The following is a 20722-nucleotide window of genomic DNA, read 5'->3' as shown; positions in this document are numbered from 1 at the left end:
GCACATGGTCAACATGCCCGCCTGTGCGAGCACTTGTGGACATCGGGTTAATCGTCTGTGCGCGCCGTTTAGCGTCCTCCCCCAGGTGTCCGGCCTCTCACCGCCGTCCGCGAGGACGGTCGCCGGACACCTGCCCCCGGCTCCGGTGGCGGTCCGCTCCCCCGTACGGGACGCCGCCGGGGCCGGGCATCCGCCGCGCACGCCGTGGCGGAGACCGCACGGAGCCGTCGCACGGAAGGACGTGGAGCCCTCGTGGCCGCGCAGCACAAGCACCGCAAGCAGACCCACCGAAAACCCGGCCGCCGCCCGCTGGGCGGCAAGGCCGCCGCCCGCGCCGCCACCGCGCTCGCCCTCACCGGGGCGGCGACGGCCGGAGTCCTCGGCCAGAGCGCGGCCGCCGCACCATCCGGGGACCCGGACCGGGTGCAGGCCCGGGTGGAGAGCCTCTACCGGGAGGCGGAGGCGGCGGCGGACAAGTACCACGGCGCCAAGGAGCAGGCCAAGGAGGCGCGGAAGGCGCTGGACCGGCTCCAGGACGAGGCCGCGCGCCGGACGCAGCGGCTCAACTCGGCCCGCACGGCGCTCGGTTCGGTGGCGAAGGACCAGTACCGGGAGGGGACTCTCGGCCCGGTGGCGCGGCTCGCGCTGTCCGAGGACCCGGCGCACTGGCTGCGCGGCGCGGAGCTGGCCGAGCGCGCGGGCGACCGGCAGTCGGCGACGCTCGCCGAGGCCCGCGGTGAACTGCGCGAACTCGACCGGCTGCGGGACGAGTCGGCCCGCCTGGCCGGGCGGCTCACCACCCGCGAGCGCGATCTGGCCCGCAACAAGCGCACCGTGCAGGGCAAGCTCCGCGAGGCCCGGCACCTGCTCGCCCGGCTCACCGCCGACGAACGCGCCCGCCTGCGGGAGAAGGAACAGCGCGCCTCCCGCGACGCCGAGCGGTCGGCCCCCGTGGCCGCGCCGGTGGCGCAGGCGCTGCCCGGCTCCCGGGCCGCCGCCGCGATCGCGTACGCGTACCGCGCCCTCGGCAAGCCCTATGTGTGGGGCGCGACCGGCCCCAGCTCCTACGACTGCTCCGGGCTCACCCTGGCCGCCTACCGCGCGGCGGGTGTCTCGCTGCCCCGGACCTCCTACTCCCAGATCAACGCCGGACAGCGGGTCTCACGCGGCCAACTGCGCCCCGGCGACCTGGTGTTCTTCTACTCCGGCGTCAGCCATGTCGGCCTGTACATCGGCGACGGGAAGATGATCCACGCGCCGAAGCCGGGCGCGCCGGTACGCGTCGCGCCGATCGACCAGATGCCGTTCGCGGGCGCGGCGAGAGTGGCCTGAGCGCCCTGCGGAGGCTGAGGGGGACAAGGGCCAACCGCCCAGCACCTCAGGCCACTTGGGCGCTTCCCGCGCTGCCGCTCACACCAGCCGTCGTGCCGTCGCCCACCGGGTGAGTTCGTGGCGGTTGGAGAGCTGGAGCTTCCTGAGTACCGCCGAGACGTGGGACTCGACCGTCTTCACCGAGATGAAGAGCTGCTTGCCGATCTCCTTGTACGCGTAGCCGCGGGCGATCAGGCGCAGCACCTCGCGTTCGCGCTGGGTGAGACGGTCGAGGTCCTCGTCGACCGGCGGGGCGTCGGTGGAGGCGAAGGCGTCGAGTACGAAGCCCGCGAGGCGCGGCGAGAAGACCGCGTCGCCCTCCTGCACCCGGAAGATCGAGTCGACCAGGTCGGTGCCCGTGATCGTCTTGGTGACGTAGCCGCGGGCGCCGCCGCGGATCACACCGATCACGTCCTCGGCGGCGTCGGAGACCGACAACGCGAGGAAGCGCACGGGCCGTTCGGGGTCCGCGCTGAGCGAGGCGCAGCGGCGCAGCACTTCGACGCCTCCGCCGCCGGGCAGATGCACGTCGAGCAGCACCACCTCGGGGCGTACGGCCGTGATCACGGTGACCGCCTGGTCGACGTCGGCGGCCTCGCCGACCACCTCGACCCCGGTCTGCGCGGTCTCACCGATCTCGGCCTGGACCCCGGTACGGAACATGCGGTGGTCGTCGACGAGCACGACGCGCACCCGCCGTTCGCCGTGGCCGGGCTGCTCCTGCGCGGCGGGGCCCGTGGCCCCGGTCGGCTCGCTCATGACGTCGCTTCCGCCCTCTCCATCTCCAACTCGACCTCGGTACCGCCGTCCGGCACCGCGCGCAGCCGCGCCGTACCGCCGTTGCGTTTCATCCGGCCGATGATCGACTCCCGTACACCCATGCGGTCGGCGGGCACCGAGTCCAGGTCGAAGCCCGGTCCACGGTCGCGCACGGACACGAAGACCTTCTTCTCCTCGACCTCCGCGTACACCTGCACCGCGCCGCCCTCGCCACCGTACTTGGCGGCGTTGACCATCGCCTCGCGCGCCGCCTGGATCTGGGCGCCGAGGCGGACGTCGAGCGGGCAGTCGCCGACCACCACGACCTCCAGCGGGACACCGTGCTTGTCCTCGACCTCGGCCGCGCACCGTTTGACGGCGGCGGCCAGTGTCTCGGGCTCGGCGTCCGTCTCCTCGGTGCTCTTGCCCATGCCCTGGTAGAGCCACTCGCGCAGGTCCCGTTCCTGGGCGCGGGCCAGGCGGCGCACCTCGCCCGCCTGGTCGGCGTTGCGCTGGATCAGGGTCAGGGTGTGCAGCACCGAGTCGTGCACATGGGCGGCGACCTCGGCGCGTTCCTGGGCGCGGATGCGCATCAGGCGTTCCTCGGACAGGTCCTGTGCCATCCGGACCAGATAGGGACCGGCGAGCAGGGCGATGCCGACCAGGACCGCGAGCGAGGCCTGCATGACGGCGCCGAGGTCCTCGGCCGAGCCCTGGATCACGAAGATGCTGGTGACCCCGGCGCCGACCAGGACCACCCCGGCCGCCGAACGCAGCAGGGTCAGCGTGCGACGGCGGCGGCCGACCTGGATCCAGCGCGCCCGGCGGGAGTTGTCCGCCTGCCGCCACACCAGGGCGACACCGGCGCCGACGAGCAGGGTCGGCCACAGATAGGGCTTGGCGGGGCCGCCGAGGTCGACCTCGCGGACGAAGACCATCGAGACGATGACCATCGCGATCAGGGCGACGATCTGCCCCTTGTCGGGCTTGCGCGCGACCAGGCGCAGCCGCCCGTCCGGCGCGGCCTCGGTGGTGACGGCGCCCTTGCGCCCCTCCTCCACGCCGCCCAGGCCGAGCGGTACGAAGAACCAGAACGCCGCGTACAGCAGGGCGCCGAGCCCGTCCGCCATGAACAGGCCGACGAAAGCGAGCCGGACCCAGATCACCGGCAGCCCGAGATGCCCGGCGAGCCCGCGCGCCACACCGCCGAGCCAGCGGCCGTCACTGCTGCGGTAGAGCTTGCGTACGGGCCGCTCGGCGTCGGTGGGAGCGGTGGCGGCATCCTGCATGCACCGATGGTCACACGCTCGCGCGGCGAAGACATCAGGGTCGGACCCGGAGACTTCCCTGAGCGGGGCTTTCGCGGGCGGTCCGGCCCGGGCCGGACCTGGAACTCAGGGTTCAGCCAGGGTCTTCCCCGCTCCCGCGGCGCCGCTTGGGCCGTCACCATGGAGGCATGACGGATCAGCAGTACGCAGAGCCGGATCCGGCGCCCGGCAGGGGCGGCGGATCCGGTGCTGCCGGGCCCGGGCCGCAGGAGCGGCCCGGCGCGGAGCACCCACCGCCGGAGCAGCCGCGGCTGCGACGTGACCGCGGCCAGAAGATCCTCGGCGGTGTCTGCGGGGGCCTCGGTCGTCACTACGACCTGGACCCGGTGATCTTCCGGATCGTGCTCGCGGTGCTCGCCGTCACCGGCGGTCTCGGCCTGCTCTTCTACGGTTTCGCCTGGCTGTTCGTGCCGCTGGACGGCGAGGACGAGAACGAGGCGCGACGGCTGCTCTCCGGCCGGGTCGACGGCCCGGCCCTGACCGCGGTGCTGTGCAAGCTCGTCGGCACCGGTCTGTTCCTGTCGATGATGAGCAACGCCACCGTGGTCACCTTCGCGACCGCCCTCTCGCTGATGCTCGCCGCCACCGCCTACTGGTCGCGGCAGCGCGTCGAGGCGGACGGCGGTGAGACGCGCGAGACGGCGGGTACCGGGAAGGACGCCCCTGCGGCCACCGTGTACGGGGGCGCGCCGCCGGAGGCGCAGGCGCCGCCGGCGCCCGACCGGGTCGAGAGCTGGTGGCGCGAGCCGATCGTCAAGGACGGTACGCACGTCGGCGGCACCGGATATCTGTGGGGCCCGCCCGAACTGGAGGACCCCGCCTCGGTGCCGGGGGTGCTGCGCAGCGCGTTCCGGCCGAGGCCGCAGGGACCCAAGCCGCCCGCGCCGGAGCCCAAGTCCAAGGGGCCGCGCTGGATCGGCGGCTGGATCGTCCTGCTCGCGCTGGTCGCGGGCGGCGTCGGCACCGGCGCCACCTGGGAGCACGTGAACCTCGGCGCGAGCCTGCAGACGGGCCTCGCCTCGGCGCTCGCCGTGCTCGGCCTCGGCATCGCGCTCAGCTCCTGGTACGGCCGCACCGGCAGCGGCTCGATGCTGCTCGCCGTACTCACCGCGGGCCTGCTCGGCGCCTCGGCCGCCCTGCCCTCGAACATCACCACCGACTGGATGGACCGCACCTGGCACCCCGCCTCGGCGGCGCAGGTGAGGTCCTCCTACGAACTCGGTTCGGGCGACGCCGTCCTGAACCTCACGGACGTCCGGGTGGCCCCCGGCCGCACCCTGCCGGTCAACGCCGAGGTCGGCGCGGGACGGCTGCGGGTCGTGGTGCCCGAGCGGACCACGGTGCGGCTGCACGCCGAAGTCGGCGTCGGAGACGTCCAGTTGCCCGGCGACGACCAACAGGACGTCGACATCGCCCCCGACAAGACGAAGGACGCCGTGCTGCCACCGGCCGGACGGGGAAAGCCCCTCGGCACCCTGGAACTGCACCTCGAAGTCGGCCTGGGACAGGTGGAGGTGACCCGTGTCGCGCCATGAGTTCCGCCCCGGAAAACTGCTCGCCGGACTGGCCCTGTTCGGCACCTCGCTGTGCTACCTCGGCGACGCGGCGGGCTGGTGGCACACCGCCTGGTTCGTCGTGATCCCGATGGTCTGCGGCGGCCTGTTCCTGTCCGCCGCGGTGGCGGGCGTGGGCTATGTCGTACGGCACCGCGCGAGCGGCGGGCGCAGACACCGGGGGGCGCCGCCGGGGGCGGACGCGGGGGGCGCGGCGGGAGGGCGGTGAGGAGGTTTTACCGAACGGTCGACCCACGAGGCGCCGCCGCGTCGTAACGTCGCCGCATCCCTTGATCACGACTGCGGGTGTCCCCGGCGGCTCATGGCAGCTCTCCGGCCGGACGACCCGCCAGGAGGCATGCTGTGAACGCGATCGACCTGCCGGACACCGCCGCGAACCTGCCCGAGGCCTGGAACTCGCTCCTGCTGGGGCAGGTCGGGGGCGCGGGCGTGAAAGTGCTCCGGATGGACGGACATCCGGGGGAACCGGAGTCCCATGACAGGGCAGAGGCCCTCTTGGTGCTGGACGGTGTGCTGCGGCTGGTGGCCGACGGCATCGAGGTCGACGTGCGTGCGGGAGAGCTGTACCTCGTCGAGGCGGGAGTCGAGCACGCGGTGCGGCCCGGCAGCCGGGGCACGCTCGTCATCGTCGAACACCTTCCGCACGCGGACGGTGTGCTCTCCACCGCCCGCCACTGAGCCCGACAACTCCGGCCGGGGCGGTGCGACATCGACGACGGTGCCGAGACCGAAGGGACCGATGACCGAGGGGACGGCCGCTGGGCAGTGTGGGGCCTGCCGCGGCCGTCCCCTCGGGTCGGTGCCGGGCCAGGGGGGAGGCGGGCCCGGGGTTCAGTGGTTCAGGACTTGGCCAGGTCGAAGACCCGGATGTCGTCGTGCCGGACGATCCGTGTCGCCGGGTCGCCCGCGTCCGTGGAGGAGGCGGGACGGTACAGACCCCACTTGATGTAGCCGAAGGTCGTGGGGTTCTCCGGGTGGAAGGTCTTCACGTTCGAGTACGTCTTCTTGAGCGTGTAGCCGGACTCGCCCGGGAGCTGGGAGGACACCTTGTAGTAACCGGTGTTGTCGTCGGTCCACTTGACGTCGATACGGAACCGCATCCACTTGTTGACGTAGTCGCGGAAGTCGGCGACCACCGGCGCCTGGAGGTTCAGGAGCGGGGAGCGGAAGGCGATCTCATCGCGCTTCGCCATCAGGTAGAAGGAGGGCTTGTTCCCGCCCGCGTGCTTGCCCTGGAAGAGGATGTCGCCGGCGGGGCCGTCGCTCGCCTCCCAGTCCTTGAGCATGACGCTGAACTCGTAGCGGTGCACGTCGCCCACCTGGATGAGCGACTCCTGCAGCTCGTTGTTGGCGCTCTCGCTGCGGGGGGCGCCGTCGGAGACGTAGTCCGGGTCGTTCAGCGTCACCTTGTGCGAGACCGAGTGGGAGCTGCCGCCGTCGCCGCCGTTCTCGACCTTCGAGGCGTCGTCGGCCTTGGCGTGGGTCGTCGTCAGGCCGGGGATGCCGGAGTCCAGGGTGCCGGACTCGTAGTCGACGTCGAGCAGGACGGACGAAGCCTTCGGCGAGGCGGGACGGTGCTTGGTCTCCGCCGGCGTCGCGATGGCGGTCGCGGCATATCCGGTACCGGCGACCGCGGCGACGCAGACGGCGAGGGCGATCTTCTTGTACGCGTTCTTCCTGTGGGCCTTCTTCTTGTGCGCCTTCGACATGGGAACTCCCTTGCGATGGTGGGGGGATGACGCGGATCGGGTCCGGTGCCTCAGTACCGGGGGTCGTCGGTGATCTGGACGAGGTTGCGGCCCCGCATGGTGTACAGGCGGCCCTGTTCGTCGGCCGCGATGTGCGAGCCGCTGTACCAGCCGCCGTTGATGTCGGCGACGACGGTGGTGACGGCGAAGGTCTCCGGGTGGAAGCGGAAGACGTTCTTGTCGGAGACGCCGTAGACGACACCCTTGGTGGTCACCAGGGCCGCGAAGCCGTTGCTGACCGAGGTGACGTCGGCGCGGTGGATCAGCTTGCGCCGCGGGATGTCGATGACGAACAGGCCGCCCTTGCGGGACAGTCCGTAGAGGTGACGTCCGCGTACGGCCAGAGCCGCGACACCCGCCGTCTGCTCCGGGTCGATCCGCCACAGCTCCTTGCCCGCCACGGGGTCGAAGGCGACGACGGTGCTGCGCGGTCCGGTGGGGGCCACGTTGTCACCGCCGAGGTAGGTCACGCCCTCGCGGGTCGCGATGCCGCGTACGCACTGCGAGGCGTCGACCGGGTCGGCGAAGTGGCGGTAGCGGCCGGTCCTCGGGTGGTACGTCCACAGCGCGCCGCCGCCCTCGGTGTCGGACTGCACTCCGGCCAGTACGAGACCGTTGTCCTTGTCGTAGGTGACATCCAGGGGACGGTTCTGCTCGGACGGGAAGTGGGCGGCCTGGCCGAGGGAACCGGTGCGGGGGTTGTAGCGCCAGATGCCCTGGGAGTTGTACTGGCCGGTGTACAGCAAGCGGTCGACGACGATCGCGTCCTTGGCCTCACCCGGCGCCCGCAGGTTGACGACCTTGTCGCTGCCGAGCCGGTGCCGGGCGATGATCGCGTTGCCGCCGACGTAGACGTAGCCGCCGCCCGCGGCGATGCCCATCACCGTCTGCGCGGCCATCGGAGCACCGGCCTTGCCGAGGTCGATTTCGGCGGCCGTCCTCGCGGCCGGGTCGATCTGGGCCACGAAGCCGTAGGCGGAGGTGACGACGGCCTTGCCGTCGCGGCTGTCCACGCCCCAGATCTCGCCGAGTTCGGGGCCCTCGTACGCGACCGGGGAGACGGTGTTCGTCTCGGGCCGGTAGGCGAGGAGGCCCTCCTCGTTGGCGTAGTAGACGGTGTCGCCGATCATGGTGAACGACTTGGCGACCTTGCCGATCGAGGTCGTGACCTTGTACGTGGACGGATCGGCCAGGTCCAGCAGACCGACCTTCGACTCCTCGGTGGAGCCCGCGGTACTCACGGCGAGCTTGTCGCCGAAGACCGCGAGATCACGGATGCTCGGGTCGCGTTGCATCTCGGTGGGCGCGATCGAGGTGAAGGTCTTGGCGGACCTGTCGTAGGCGTACAGCGCGGCCCTGCTGGCGTCACCGCCGCCGTTGAACGTGGTGCCCGCGCCGAAGTAGGCGTGGGTGCGGGTCGCCGCGACGGCACGCGCCAGGCTGACCTTCGGGTCCGGGGTCCCGACGTTGCGCACCTCGCCGGTCGCGGGGTCGTACTCCCACAGGGCCGGGGCGGTGGAGCTGCCACCGCCGACCGCGTAGAGGACGCCGTCGGGCGCCACGGCGAGGGCGCGTACGTCACGGTCCGCGATGCGGCCGAGGGCTTCGGCGGGCTTGTCCGGTGTGCTCAGGTCCCAGCGGTAGAGGTTGGCCTGGCTGGCCGCCTTCTGCAGGATCCCCGCGTACAGGTAGCGGCCGCTGTCGTCCGCCGCGAGCGCCTGGATGGAGTGGCCGGTGGCCAGCTCCGTCCGTGCCACGACCTTCTGGGTGGGCAGGTGCAGGGCGATGATCTGGACGGGTTCGATGTTGCGGGAGCCGATGTAGACGGTGTCGCCGACGAGCACCGCGCTCATCAGGGCGAACTGGGACACCGCCGGGCCCAGGTCGACGACCGCGGCCTGTGCGGGGCCTGCGGTGGGGGCCGCGGTCGCCGAGTTGACGGACAGGCCGATGGCCGCCGCGAGGCCTGCGAAGCCGCCTGCCTGCAACACGGTTCTTCTGCTGAGGTGTTGGTTGTTCACGGCGATCCGTACCTTTCTTCCTGGGCTGGGTGTGAGATCCGGTGGGAGTTGGGCGCCGGTTATGCCTGGGTGGCCAGGGACTGTTCGGTGACCGGGGCGAGTGGTGGCAACCCCGCTGCGTAGCGCTCCAGTTCGGTCAGTGCGGCGTCGGCCATCGTGCGGGTCTCCGAGCCGAGGGAGCCGGCGATGTGCGGGGTGAGGACGACGTTGGACAGGTCGTACAGGGGGCTGGTGGCGGGCAGGGGTTCGGGGTCGGTGACGTCGAGGACGGCGTGGAGGCCGTCGCGGCAGGCGCTTTCCAGCGCCGTGGTGTCGACGAGGGAGCCCCGTGCGGTGTTGACGAGCACCGCCCCGGGTGGCAGGGCGGCGAGTTGGGCGGCGCCGATCATGTGCCGGGTCTGCGGCAGCTCCGGCGCGTGCAGGCTGAGCACGTCCGCCTGCGGCAGGGCCTCCTCCAGCCGCGCCGGTTCGGCTCCCGCGGCGATGATCTCGGCCGGGTCGGCGACGGGGTCGACGACCAGCACCCGGGCGAGATCGAGGGTGCGCAGGAGGTCGGCCACCCGGCGTCCGATCCGGGAGAAACCGACGAGGACGACCGTGCGGTCACGGCCGCTCAGTTCCCCCCTGCCGTCCACGTAGCTCCAGTCCTCGCGGAAGCGGCGTGCGTCCATGGCGAGGAAGGGCACCTTCTTGAACGCCCAGAGGACCGCGGCGAGGGTGTACTGGGCGACGGGCTCGGCATTGCTGTCGGCCGCCGTGGTCACCAGGAGCCCACGGTCGAACACGGCGTCCCGGACGTGACCGCGCACCGAGCCCGCTGCGTGCAGCACGGCCCGCAACCGCGGTGCGGCGCGCAGCACTTGCTCGTCGAGCGCCGGGCAGCCCCAGGAGGTGATCAGTACCTCCACCTCGGAGAGGCGGGCCCGTACCGCCTCGGAGTCCAGCTGCGAGGCGGCGTACGGCTCCCCGAGCGAGGCGGCGGCGTGCAGCCGGGCCAGTTCCCGGGGGCCGAACTGGGTCCGCCGGGTCGGCTCGTTCATCAGGAGCAGGGTTTCGGGCCTGCGCGGGGACTCGGCCCGCGAAGTCCCGGTCCGTACGGTCTCGGTCACTTGACGCTCCCCGCGGACAGGCCGCTGCGCCACTGGCGTTGGAGCACCACGAAGGCGGTGATCAGCGGGACGACGGCGAGCAGGGACCCGGTGATGACCAGGGGGTTGTAGTCCGGGAACTGCGGGGCGCGGGTGTTCCACTGGTAGATGCCGAGTGTCATGGGGAACAGCTCGGGGTCGGTGAGCATCACCAGCGGCAGGAAGAAGTTGTTCCAGATGGAGACGAACTGGAACAGCAGGATGGTGACGAACCCGGGCATCATCATCGGCAGGGCGATCGTCAGGAAGATGCGGAACTCACCCGCTCCGTCGAGACGGGCCGCCTCCAGGACCTCGTCGGGTACGGCCGCGTCGGCGAAGGTGCGCGCGAGGTAGACGCCGAAGGGGTTGGTCAGCAGCGGGAGGAACACCGCCCAGAAGGTGTTCACCAGGTGCAGCTCGGAGGCCAGCAGGTACAGCGGCAGCGCGAGTGCGGTGGGCGGCACCAGGACACCGGCCAGGGTCACCGCGAACAGGGCGCGCCGCCCGGGGAAGTCCAGCTTGGCGATGGCGTAGCCGCAGGCGGTGCAGATCAGTGCGCCGAGTACGGCTCCGAGGCCCGCGTAGAGCAGGGAGTTGCGGATCCAGTACAGGAAGACGCCGTCCTCCCGGGCGAACAGATCACGCAGGTTGCCCCAGAGGTTGAAGTCGGCGAGCTCGAAGGCGCTGGTGCTGGAGAAGTCGCCGACGGACTTGGTGGCCGAGGTGACCAGCCACACCAGGGGCAGGACGCTGTAGAGGGCGGCGAGCAGGAGGACGCCGTGCACGGCGCCGCGTGAGGTCCAGCGTGAGCTCCGGGAGCCGGGCTCCGGTCTTTCGGTGGTCCGGCGGCGGGCGGGAACCCGGCGCGTGGGTGCGGGAGTCGGCGTGGTGGTCGGTGCGCTCATCGTGAACTCCGGGAGGACAGCCGCATCACCAGCGCCGAGAGCAGGGCCGAGGCGAGGGCGAGCAGGATGGACGCGGCGGCGGCACGCCCGTAGTCGTCACGGATGAAGGCCGCGTCGTAGATGTAGAGGCTGGGGGTCCAGGTACTGGTGACCGTGCCGGTGAAGGTGCGCAACACCATGGGCTCGGTGAACAGTTGCAGGGAGCCGATGGTGGTGAAGACGAGCGCGACGAAGATCGTCGGGCGGATGATCGGGACCTTGATGGACAGTGCGGTACGGATGGCGCTCGCGCCGTCGGCGCGGGCGGCCTCCAGCACGTCGCGGGGCACGGTCTGCAACGCCGTGTAGAAGATGATCACGTTGTAGCCCATCCACTGCCAGGTGGCCATGTTCACGATGGAGGGCAGCACACCGGACTCGCCGAAGGGGTCGAACGGCAGGGCGTCGCCGACCGGGCCGATGCCGGGGCTGTAGAGGTAGCCCCAGATCAGACCGGCGATGACTCCCGGGACCGCGTACGGCAAGAACACCGCCAGGGTCCAGAGTTGGCGCAGCCGTACGGTGGCCGAGTCGAGCAGCAGGGCGATGAGCAGGGCGCCGGCGAACATCGCGGGGATGTGGATGAGGGCGTAGCGCGCGACGTTGGCCACGCTGTCGTGGGCGGCGGGGTCCTGGAGAACGTCCGCGTAGTTGCCGAAGCCGGTGAAGACCTGGCGGTAGCCGTCGAAGCCCAGCCCGGAGAGCCGGTCGGTGAACAGGCTCAGGTAGAAGGCGTACCCGATCGGCACGAGCACGGTGCAGAGCAGCAGTACCGCGAATGGCGCGGCCAGCGCGGCACCGGTGAGGCGGCGCCGGGTCGCCCGTCGGCGGGGCGGCGCGGAGGGTGACGCGGGGGGCGACTCGGGCGCCTTCGAGGAGGTCACTGCGGTGGTCATGTCCGGCTCCCGTCCGTGACGGCCAGGCCGCGTGCGCGCATGGTGGCGACGGTCGAGGACTGGACCTTGTGCATCGCTCTGGGGATCGTGGTGGCTCCGGCGGACACCGGGCCCAGCGCGTCGGCGATGGTGGAGAAGGCGCTCAGCGAGGTGGGTCCCCAGGTCCACTCGGGAACCCTGGTCGCGGCCTTGTCCAGTACGTCGAAGATCGGACCGCCGGCAAAGAAGTCGTCCTGGTACACCTCGCGGGCGACCTCCCGGTTGGGCAGGTACGCGGGCGAGGGGAAGGTGACCTTCGAACCGATCCGTGGGACCGCGGGGTCGGTGCTCAGCCAGCGCAGGAACGTGAGAGCCGCCTCGGGCACCTCGCTCTCGGCCGACACCGAGAACGCGGAGCCGCCCCACACTCCGGTGGACGGGTTGTCGCCCCAGGTGGGCAAGGGGGCAACGGCCCAGCGCCCCTTGTCCTCGGGCAGCGACTTCTTCAGCATGCCCACGCCCCAGGTGGCCCCGAGCATCCCCCAGAGCCGTCCGTGGTGCATCGCGGAGATCCAGCTCTGGGTGCCCGTGGCGTCATGGGCGGCCCGGCCGGAGGAGACCATGTCCTGCCAGTACTCGGCCACCCGCATCGTGCCCGCACCGTCGATGCCGACCTGCCAGGCGTCGGAGGCGATGCGCCACCAGGGGTCCCCCGCCTGCCAGGACATCCCGGCGAGGAACGCGCCGTCGTTGAGCGGGAAGGTGGTGATCCGTGCTTTCGGGTCGGCCCGGCGGACCGCCGCAGCGGCCTGCCCGAACTCCTTCCAGGTACGGGGGACTTGGATGCCCGCCTTGTCGAAGAGGTCCTTGCGGTAGAAGAACGCCATCGGACAGAAGTCCATCGGCACCGCCCAGGTCTTCTGGCCGGGGCGCACGCTCTGCCACGCGGCCGGCAGGAAACCCTTCGCGAGGTCGTCCACCTCGGCGCTCAGGTCGCGCAGGCCGCCGGTGGTCACGATCTGCGGCAGTGCCTGGTACTCGACGTGCAGGATGTCCGGGGCGTTGTGCGCGCGGATCGCGTTGGTCTGCTGGGCGTAGCCGCCGGAGATCCCGGCGGCGATCACGCTGAGCTCGACATGGACGTCGCGCTGGGCGGAGTTGAACGCGGCGACGTACTGGTCCATGCCGGTCAGCCAGGACCACAGCCGCACCCGCGTGGCGCCGGAGGAGCTGCGCGAACAACCGGTGAGACCGCCGGCGAGAAGCGCCGCGCCAAGGCCCGAGGAGGTCCGCAACAGGGACCTTCTGGACCAGCGCGTGCGAGCGGTGCTGCCGCTGTCACCGGCGTCGGAGGAGGAGCCGAACACCAAGGGTTTCCTTTCACGCAGGAACGTGTTCGCACACTTCAGCGCCCCGGTGTTTTTCGGTCAACGGTAACGAAACACATCGATCAACATCGATCGGAAAGGAAAGATCAAAGTGGGTGAGCAGCGCCTTGGGGCGGTGCGGTACGCACTCTCCGTACGGGATCTCATGCGAGTAGTGACAAAGTCTCTCGATCGTTTCCCACGTCCGGGACGCTGCGATAGAACAGAAGAGACCCAAAAGAAACCGAACAAAACAAAACGATCACAACGAAGGGCCGGGGACCGCGATGGCGTTGGCATCGGAACGGCAGGAGTTCATTCTGGCCACCGTGCGGGAACAGGGCACCGTGCGCCTGGCCGATCTGGTCGACCGGCTCGGCGTCACCGCGGTGACCGTCCGCCGCGACGTCACGACGCTGGCCGACCGGGGCCTGGTGGCGCGCGTCCACGGCGGGGTCACCCTGCCGTACCGCGGACAGGGCGGGCAGGGCGCGCAGGGGCCCGACGAGAGAACCGCCCGGGGCGCCTTCGCCTCCGGGCGGCTGCCCGACCAGGCCTTCGTCGGCATGGTCGTCCCCACCGTCGAGTACTACTGGCCGGCCGTCATCCAGGGCGCCCAGTCGGCCGTGGCCGCCGCGGGCGGACGCCTTGTGCTCCGCGCGTCCGCCTACGACGCGGCGGAGGACCGGCGCCAGGTGACCGGCCTCCTCGAACGCGGCGTACGCACCCTGCTCGTCGCGCCGACCAACACCGGCGAGGCGGGCCAGGATCTGCTGCGCTGGCTCGGCACCCTCAACATCCCCGTCGTGCTCGTCGAACGGCTGCCGCCCCCGACCCTGCCCACTCTGCCCCTCGACGCCGTCACCACCGCCCACAACCTCGGCGCGGGGCTGGCCGTGCGGCATCTGGTCACCCTCGGCCATCGCCGTATCGCCTTCATCACCGCGCGCTTCAGCCCCACCACCAAGGCCCTGCGCGAAGGGTGGCGGGAGACCATCGCCTCCCTCGGCCTCCCCGACCACGAAGGCCTCGCGCACGACGTGCCGCCGTACGGGTCCGCCGGGTGGGCGGACGCCTACGACGCCACGCTGCGCGCCTGTCGGGAAGCGGGCGCCACGGCCCTGTTCGTGCACTCCGACAGCGAAGCCATCGGCCTGGTCGAACGCGCCCGCGACCACGGCCTCACCGTCCCCGACGGCCTCGCCGTCATCACCTACGACGACGAAGTGGCCGCGGCCGCCGACCCGCCCCTGACCGCCGTACGGCCACAGAAACACCGACTCGGCGCCCTGGCCGCCGAGATGGCGCTGGCCCGCGCCGCCGACCCGGTCGAACGCCCCGTCCACCGGCTCCAGTTGTGGCCCACGCTCGTCGTCCGCGCGTCCTGCGGAGGCATGGCGGCCGCCACTCCCCCGGCGAACCGCTGACTCGATCCGTTTCGCGGGCCACCGCCGTGACGTAAGCCGTCACGGACGCCCTCACGTACGCCGTTGGGTCAGCCGTCCCGGTCCCCGGCCCCGTCCCCGTTGTCGCCCCCGTCCCCACGCGACCACTTGCGCCGGTCCCGGAGCAAGGCGTCCACCGAGAGATAGGGCGCACCGGCGAGCACCAGCGGCAGCCAGGCCATCGCGTACGCGAGGTCGTTGCCGTAGTAGTAGGGCTCGGTGGCCCAGGTGACCGTCAGCCACAGGCTCAGCGAGACACACATGCCGCCGAGGGCCGCGACCCGGGCCAGGATGCCGAACAAGGTGCCGATGCCCGCGGCGACTTCGCCGATGCCGATGGCGTAGCCGAAGAAGAGCGGGGCTTCCAGGGCCATGTCGACCATGGGCGGGATGGCGGCGGTCTGCTGGACGCTGCGCATCGTCTCGCCGATCGAGTCCGGTCCGGACGCGGACATGAACGCGCTGTCGGTGAGCTTGTCGATACCGGCGTAGATGAAGGTGATCCCGAGGAAGATCCGCAGCGGAAGCAGCGCGTACTGGCCGAGTTGCGCCTGTAGTCCCTGCGCACCGCCGCCCGCGAGGTGTCCCGCCCCCGCCGCACGGCCGCCGGACCCGGACAGTCTCCCGAACCACCCCCCGGCCCGGCTCTCGCCCAAGGACGTGTTGCCGCCGTTCTCGCCCCGCATGCTGTGCGCCATCACCTGACCGCCTTCTCACGCCGGGCCCTGGTGGCCCGTCACAGGTGGTACGTACGCCGGGCCGGACCTGCTCAGCACCGCCCGGTCGACGGCTGATTCCAGCCTACGGCCGGGCTCCGCGGCCGCGCCCGGCCGAAGGAAGCGGGCGGCAGGGGGAAGGTGGCGGGGCCCGCTCAGTCCGAGACGTCGATCGCGCAGCGGCCGGTCTCCACGCCCGCCGCGGTCACGACCTGTACCTCGACCCGGCCGGGCTCGACGTCGATGGGCACCGGGACCGTGAGAACCGTGTCCGCGGGGTTGGCGAAACCTCCGGCGACCGGGACCAGCGGTACCTGGGTGTGCACCGCGCCGAACCGGACGGTGATCCTGGCGAGTTGGTCGGCGGTGCGGGCACCGGGCGGGACGAAGCCGGTGCCGCGGATCTCGATGTCGTCGCCGGTACGGATCGGCCCGTCCAGGCCGCCCGCCTCGCGGGCCCGCACCACGGAGAGGATCACCGGGCGGCTGCCCGTCGTACAGGCGGCGCCCGCGGCCACGCCCGCCGACACGAGAACGGCGAGAACCAGACCCCACGGCAGGTGCGGGAACTCCCCCGGGCGCCGGGCGAGCAGCACACAGGCGAGCACCAGCGCACCGCCCGCGACACACACGTACTGCACCGCCGTGAAACTGCCGCGCCCCGACTCGTCGGTGAGCAGATCGGCGCCGCGCGGCCGGGCGGCGGGCACGCGTTGCAGCCGCCCGCGGGCCAGGCGCAGGGTGGCGGCCCGGTCGGCGAGGACGGCCACCGCGACCAGGGTGCCGAGCACGGTGACGGTGCCCGCGCTGTGGTCCAGGGCCAGCGAGTCGAGGAGGTCCTCGCGTCCGGCCTCGTCCGCGACGGCGGCCCGGACGGTCAGGACGAGCAGGGCGTAGCCGAACAGGAGCAGCCATGCGGCGGCCACCGCGCGGGTCGTCGACAGACGGTTGTCCTCGCGGGTCAGCGGCGCGAGCAGACCGCCGCGGGCGCGGTGCAGATACGCGGCGGCGCTGAGCGGTGCGGCGAGCAGGGCGGCGGCCACCAGGCCCGCGGTGCGGCCCGGCGTCCAGCCGCTGCCGAGTGCGGTCAGGGCCTGGACGAGGACCAGTACGGCCACGCCCGCCCACAGGAGTTGGACCGTGCGCTGCCACAGCGGTCCGAGCCGGGCCGTGTCCTCGGCCCGGCCGCGTTCGGCCACATCGGCCGCGGACCGGTTCAGTTCCTCGGAGACCCACTGACGCGAGGCGCTCGCGGAGTGCGCCACGGCGGCGGGCAGCCCCTGACCCGCGGCGAGTTCGTCGCGCAGCGCGAGGAACCGGGCCACCGCCCTGCGGTGTCCCTCACGGGCACCGTGCGGACAGTCGCCGCAGGCGCACCCGCCCTCGTGCGCGCTCGGCCGCGCTTCCTGGACCGCCACGGACCCGCTCCCGTCCCTCTCGGCAGATGATCGCCCGATGTGATCATGATCATGGAATTTTCTGCCGTGCCTGGGATTGTGCCGTACTCGGACGCCCTCGGGGTCGGCCGGGCCCTCCCGTCAGGGTGATCCGGCGACGCCCCCGTTGACCGCGCGCGCCGGGCGCACGCCGGGCGCCGCGCAGGCCCGTGGCTCAGGCGAGGAAGTCCGGTTCCGCGCGGCTGATTTCCTGCCACATCGGCTGGAAGTTGATCCAGGCGACGAGGTCGTGGCCGAGCTGTTCCCGGGTGGCCAGGGCGCGGGCGTGGTCGATGATCAGCGGGGTCCCGGCGGCGCGCGCGGCGAGCTGGATCCCGCTGCAGCGGTCCATGGTCACGAACCACCAGGCGGCGGCGTCCACCGATTCGCCGACCGTGACCAGGCCGTGGTTGCGCAGGATGACCGCCTTGTGCGGCCCGAGGGCTGCGGCGATACGGCGGCCCTCCTCCGCGTCGACGGTCACGCCCGAGTAGTCCTCGTACAGCGAGTGGTCCTCGAAGAAGGCGCAGGACTCCTGGGTGATCGGGCTCAGCAACTCGCCGAGGGCGGACAGGGCGCGGCCGTGCGCGGAGTGGAAGTGCGCGACGGCGACCACATCGGGGCGGGCCCGGTGGATCGCGGCGTGCACGGTGAACGCGGCCTGGTTGACGTGCCGGGAGCCCTCGACGACCTGCCCCTCCTCGTTGGCGAGCACCAGGTCGCCGACGGTGACACAGGCGAAGGGCATGCCGAACGGGTTCACCCAGTAGTGGTCGGTGAGTTCGGGGTCGCGGGCGGTGAGGTGACCGGACACCCCGTCCTCGTAGCCGAGGCGGCCGAACAGGCGCAGGGTTCCGGCGAGACGTTCCTTGCGATGACGGCGTTCTTCCTCGGCCGACTCGTGCACGGGCGGCAGGGCGAGCCGCAACTGGTCGACGGGTATCGGACTGGGCCCGTGCATCTTTCCTCCATCGCATGGGGCGGTACGCAGCGGAAGCTACCTCCGGTGGGTGCGGCAGGAACAGTCCCCGTACCGAAGGGTGGCGGCGCCGGTGGCCGGGCGTTGTCAGTGGCGGGCGGCACACTGCACCCATGACCTTCAACTGGGCACACTTCACCGAAGCCGAGCCGCCGCTCGCCCGAGAGGTCGAGGAGCGCTTCGGGCTGGCCGCGCACCATGTCCTCGCGACCCTGCGCCCCGACGGCTCGCCGCGTACGCACGGTCTCGAAGTCCGTTTCCTGAACGGCGAGTTGTGGCTCGGCATGATGCCGCGCTCGGCCAAGGCACTGGACCTGCGCCGCGATCCGCGCTTCTCGCTCCAGGCCAATCCGGGTCCGGGCACGGAGATGGAGCACGGCGACGTACGGGTGAGCGGCCGCGCCGTCGAGGTCACCGACCCCGAGGCGCGCGCCGGCTACACGAACGAGGTGAACCCACCGGACCCGGGCGCCTTCCATCTCTTCCGGACCGAGCTCACCGAGGTGGTGCGGACCTCGATCGAGGAAGAGAAGTACCTGGTACTGCGGATCTGGCGGCCCGGGGAGGGGGTGCGTACGGTGCGGCGGACCTGAGGGGCGGCAGGGGATCTGAGGGGCGACGGGGAAAAGCAGGCCACGGGGCACGACGGCCGGGAAACACACCTGCCGCCGTCCCGGCGGGGACGACGGCAGGCGGTGTGCTGCTGTGCGGGAGGACCCTGAGACCGGGTCACTCCCACTCGATGGTGCCCGGCGGCTTGCTGGTCACGTCGAGGACGACGCGGTTGACGTCGGCGACCTCGTTGGTGATCCGGGTCGAGATACGGGCGAGCACCTCGTACGGCAGGCGCGACCAGTCGGCCGTCATGGCGTCCTCGGAGGAGACCGGGCGGAGCACGATCGGGTGGCCGTAGGTGCGGCCGTCGCCCTGTACGCCCACCGAGCGGACGTCGGCGAGCAGCACGACCGGGCACTGCCAGATGTCACGGTCCAGACCGGCGGCGGTGAGCTCCTCACGGGCGATGGCGTCGGCCTCGCGGAGTAGGTCGAGCCGTTCGCGGGTGACCTCGCCGACGATACGGATGCCGAGGCCCGGGCCCGGGAAGGGCTGGCGCTGGACGATCTCCTCGGGCAGGCCGAGCTCGGAGCCGACCATCCGTACCTCGTCCTTGAACAGCTGGCGCAGCGGCTCGATCAGCTTGAACTCGAGGTCCTCGGGCAGACCGCCCACGTTGTGGTGGGACTTGATGTTGGCGGTGCCGGTGCCACCGCCGGACTCGACCACGTCCGGGTAGAGCGTGCCCTGCACCAGGAACTCCACCGGCTGGTCGCCCGGCGCCTCGGCGACGATCTCGGCCTGCGCCTGCTCGAAGACGCGGATGAACTCGCGCCCGATGATCTTCCGCTTCTGCTCCGGGTCGCTGACCCCCGCCAGCGCGTCCAGGAACCGCTTCTCGGCGTCGACGACCTTGAGCTTGATGCCGGTCGCGGCCACGAAGTCCTTCTCGACCTGCGCGGTCTCGCCCTTGCGCATCAGCCCATGGTCGACGTACACGCAGGTCAGCTGGGAGCCGATGGCCTTCTGCACCAGCGCCGCGGCCACCGCGGAGTCCACGCCGCCGGACAGACCGCAGATGGCGCGGCGGTTGCCGACCTGCTCGCGGATCGCCGCGACCTGCTCCTCGATGACATTGCCCATGGTCCACACGGGCTTGATCCCGGCGCCCCGGTACAGGAAGTGCTCCAGGACCTGCTGGCCGTGCGTGGAGTGCATCACCTCGGGGTGGTACTGCACGCCGTACAGCTTCTTCTCGTCGTTCTCGAAGGCCGCGACCGGGACGACCTCGGTGGAGGCGGTCACCGTGAAGCCCTCGGGGGCGGCGCTGCACGCGTCGCCGTGCGACATCCACACCTGCTGCTCGGTGGGCGTGCCCTCGAAGAGGGTGGAGGCGGGACGCGTGACGTGCAGCCCGGTGCGGCCGTACTCACGGGCGCCGGTGTTGTCGACGGTGCCGCCGAGCGTGGTCGCCATCAGCTGGAAGCCGTAGCACATGCCGAAGACGGGCACCCCGGCCTCGAACAGCGCGCGGTCGACGGTCGGCGCACCCTCCGCGTACACCGACGAGGGACCGCCGGACAGGATGATCGCCGCGGGGTTCTTGGCGAGCATCTCGGCGACGGGCATGGTGCTCGGCACGATCTCGCTGTAGACCCGGGCCTCACGGACCCGGCGGGCGATGAGCTGGGCGTACTGCGCACCGAAGTCGACGACCAGAACGGTGTCGGTGGCGGCGGGGGACGCTGATGGCACGGCGGCGGCCTTCCGGCGTTGAGCAGGCAGCTCTGCGAGGTACAGGAGTCTGGGATCTGCGGAGAACAGGGGGCTCGTTGTCGATTCTAACGGGGTCCGGGACGTCACCTTTCGTCTCATCCGACGGGACGGGTGTGCGTCCCGCCACGTACGCGGCGCCCATGGGCCACGCGCGCGACGCCCGGGATTCACCGGGTCCGCAGTGCCCACAAGGGATGGCCGCCCGTGTGTGACGGCGGGTGACCGGACGAGTGCGGCTTGACCCGGCGGCGGCCGGTACGGGCATACTGGCGCCGTGATCCAGCACAGCTTCGTCTTTACCTATGGCATCCGGTCCGCCGGCTGCCATGGACGTGCTGCTTGATCACCTGACAAGCGACTTCCCAGGCGCCCCGGACCGACAAGGTCCGGGGCGCCTGTCGTTTTCCCGGACCCGACCGGACCGTGGCACCCCGACCCGTCCCCGAGGAGCCCGGACCATGACCGTGCACACCACCACCGAAGCGCTCACCACCGACGCCATCACCACCGAAGCGCTCACCACCGAAACCACTGCCGCCGAAGCCATGACGGCCACGACCGCCGCGACCACCAGGCACCCTCAGCAGCCCAAGCACGCCAAGCTCGGTGACCGCGAGAAGCAGGACAAGCACCGCGGTGGGCAGCGGTCGCCTGAAGAGCGGGCCCGGACGAGGCGGGCCCCGGAGCAGGGGAAGCGT

At 71.6% G+C, this 20722-nt stretch carries 18 protein-coding genes; 6 read left to right on the top strand and 12 right to left on the bottom strand.

Annotation, left to right across the window (positions count from 1 at the left end; genetic code table 11):
• Positions 1-252 precede the first annotated feature (252 nt).
• Entirely contained in the window at positions 253-1332 is a 1080-nt protein-coding gene (locus tag HUT18_RS22245) for an NlpC/P60 family protein (RefSeq protein WP_176102331.1), read from the top strand.
• Positions 1333-1410: 78 nt separating this feature from the next.
• Here the strand turns inward: HUT18_RS22245 and HUT18_RS22240 are convergent, their stop codons facing one another.
• Together HUT18_RS22240 and HUT18_RS22235 are read right to left on the bottom strand one after the other, a co-directional pair.
• Positions 1411-2130, bottom strand: coding sequence for a response regulator transcription factor (locus HUT18_RS22240; RefSeq protein WP_176102330.1), 720 nt, complete (start codon positions 2128-2130; stop codon positions 1411-1413).
• The gene (locus tag HUT18_RS22235; protein ID WP_176102329.1) at positions 2127-3419 is read right to left on the bottom strand and encodes an ATP-binding protein; all 1293 of its coding nucleotides are present in this window, start codon (positions 3417-3419) and stop codon (positions 2127-2129) included. Before HUT18_RS22235 ends, HUT18_RS22240 begins: the two co-directional genes overlap by 4 nt.
• Positions 3420-3586: 167 nt before the next feature.
• Between HUT18_RS22235 and HUT18_RS22230 the strand changes: the two genes are divergently transcribed.
• The 3 genes from HUT18_RS22230 to HUT18_RS22220 all read left to right on the top strand — a co-directional run bounded on the left by HUT18_RS22230 (position 3587) and on the right by HUT18_RS22220 (position 5710).
• A complete protein-coding gene (locus HUT18_RS22230; protein WP_176102328.1) occupies positions 3587-4993 on the top strand; it encodes a PspC domain-containing protein in 1407 nt (468 codons plus the stop codon).
• Positions 4980-5240: a hypothetical protein gene (locus tag HUT18_RS22225; protein ID WP_176102327.1), complete on the top strand. Its 261-nt coding sequence runs from the start codon at positions 4980-4982 to the stop codon at positions 5238-5240. The genes HUT18_RS22230 and HUT18_RS22225 overlap by 14 nt, the downstream gene beginning before the upstream one ends.
• Positions 5241-5374: 134 nt before the next feature.
• The gene (locus HUT18_RS22220) at positions 5375-5710 is read left to right on the top strand and encodes a cupin domain-containing protein (RefSeq protein WP_176102326.1); all 336 of its coding nucleotides are present in this window, start codon (positions 5375-5377) and stop codon (positions 5708-5710) included.
• Between the two features lie 161 nt (positions 5711-5871).
• Here the strand turns inward: HUT18_RS22220 and HUT18_RS22215 are convergent, their stop codons facing one another.
• The 6 genes from HUT18_RS22215 to HUT18_RS22190 are packed head-to-tail and all read right to left on the bottom strand — an operon-like array spanning position 5872 to position 13117.
• Complete coding sequence (locus HUT18_RS22215; RefSeq protein WP_176102325.1) at positions 5872-6741, bottom strand: heparin lyase I family protein; 870 nt, start codon at positions 6739-6741, stop codon at positions 5872-5874.
• Between the two features lie 50 nt (positions 6742-6791).
• Positions 6792-8801, bottom strand: coding sequence for a PQQ-binding-like beta-propeller repeat protein (locus HUT18_RS22210; protein WP_176102324.1), 2010 nt, complete (start codon positions 8799-8801; stop codon positions 6792-6794).
• Positions 8802-8860: 59 nt separating this feature from the next.
• Positions 8861-9910, bottom strand: a complete 1050-nt coding sequence (locus HUT18_RS22205) for a hydroxyacid dehydrogenase (protein WP_254878750.1) — start codon at positions 9908-9910, stop codon at positions 8861-8863.
• The gene (locus HUT18_RS22200; protein ID WP_254878749.1) at positions 9907-10836 is read right to left on the bottom strand and encodes a carbohydrate ABC transporter permease; all 930 of its coding nucleotides are present in this window, start codon (positions 10834-10836) and stop codon (positions 9907-9909) included. The genes HUT18_RS22205 and HUT18_RS22200 overlap by 4 nt, the downstream gene beginning before the upstream one ends.
• Positions 10833-11771 (bottom strand): carbohydrate ABC transporter permease, encoded by a 939-nt coding sequence (locus tag HUT18_RS22195; RefSeq protein WP_176102323.1) that lies wholly within the window; start codon positions 11769-11771, stop codon positions 10833-10835. Before HUT18_RS22195 ends, HUT18_RS22200 begins: the two co-directional genes overlap by 4 nt.
• Entirely contained in the window at positions 11768-13117 is a 1350-nt protein-coding gene (locus HUT18_RS22190) for an ABC transporter substrate-binding protein (RefSeq protein ID WP_176102322.1), read from the bottom strand. The genes HUT18_RS22195 and HUT18_RS22190 overlap by 4 nt, the downstream gene beginning before the upstream one ends.
• A gap of 287 nt (positions 13118-13404) precedes the next feature.
• On the opposite strand from HUT18_RS22190, the gene HUT18_RS22185 reads away from it, so the two are divergent.
• Complete coding sequence (locus HUT18_RS22185) at positions 13405-14544, top strand: substrate-binding domain-containing protein (protein WP_176102321.1); 1140 nt, start codon at positions 13405-13407, stop codon at positions 14542-14544.
• Between the two features lie 68 nt (positions 14545-14612).
• On the opposite strand, the gene HUT18_RS22180 is transcribed toward HUT18_RS22185, so the two are convergent.
• The 3 genes from HUT18_RS22180 to HUT18_RS22170 form a co-directional block, all read right to left on the bottom strand.
• On the bottom strand, positions 14613-15260 hold the full coding sequence (locus HUT18_RS22180) for a DoxX family protein (protein WP_254878748.1): 648 nt from the start codon (positions 15258-15260) through the stop codon (positions 14613-14615).
• A 173-nt stretch (positions 15261-15433) separates the two neighbouring features.
• Complete coding sequence (locus HUT18_RS22175) at positions 15434-16696, bottom strand: hypothetical protein (protein ID WP_176102320.1); 1263 nt, start codon at positions 16694-16696, stop codon at positions 15434-15436.
• Positions 16697-16889: 193 nt separating this feature from the next.
• Entirely contained in the window at positions 16890-17675 is a 786-nt protein-coding gene (locus HUT18_RS22170) for a class II aldolase/adducin family protein (RefSeq protein ID WP_176102319.1), read from the bottom strand.
• A gap of 131 nt (positions 17676-17806) precedes the next feature.
• On the opposite strand from HUT18_RS22170, the gene HUT18_RS22165 reads away from it, so the two are divergent.
• The gene (locus tag HUT18_RS22165) at positions 17807-18286 is read left to right on the top strand and encodes a pyridoxamine 5'-phosphate oxidase family protein (protein ID WP_176102318.1); all 480 of its coding nucleotides are present in this window, start codon (positions 17807-17809) and stop codon (positions 18284-18286) included.
• 136 nt (positions 18287-18422) lie between these two features.
• Here HUT18_RS22165 and guaA read toward each other — a convergent pair whose 3' ends face one another.
• The gene (gene guaA / locus HUT18_RS22160; protein ID WP_176102317.1) at positions 18423-20003 is read right to left on the bottom strand and encodes a glutamine-hydrolyzing GMP synthase; all 1581 of its coding nucleotides are present in this window, start codon (positions 20001-20003) and stop codon (positions 18423-18425) included.
• Positions 20004-20722 lie beyond the last annotated feature (719 nt).

The sequence above is a fragment of the Streptomyces sp. NA04227 genome, assembly GCF_013364195.1.
Lineage (GTDB): Bacteria > Actinomycetota > Actinomycetes > Streptomycetales > Streptomycetaceae > Streptomyces.
The sequence above is the reverse complement of the archived record's forward strand: the minus strand, read 5'-3'. Positions and strand labels throughout refer to the sequence as shown.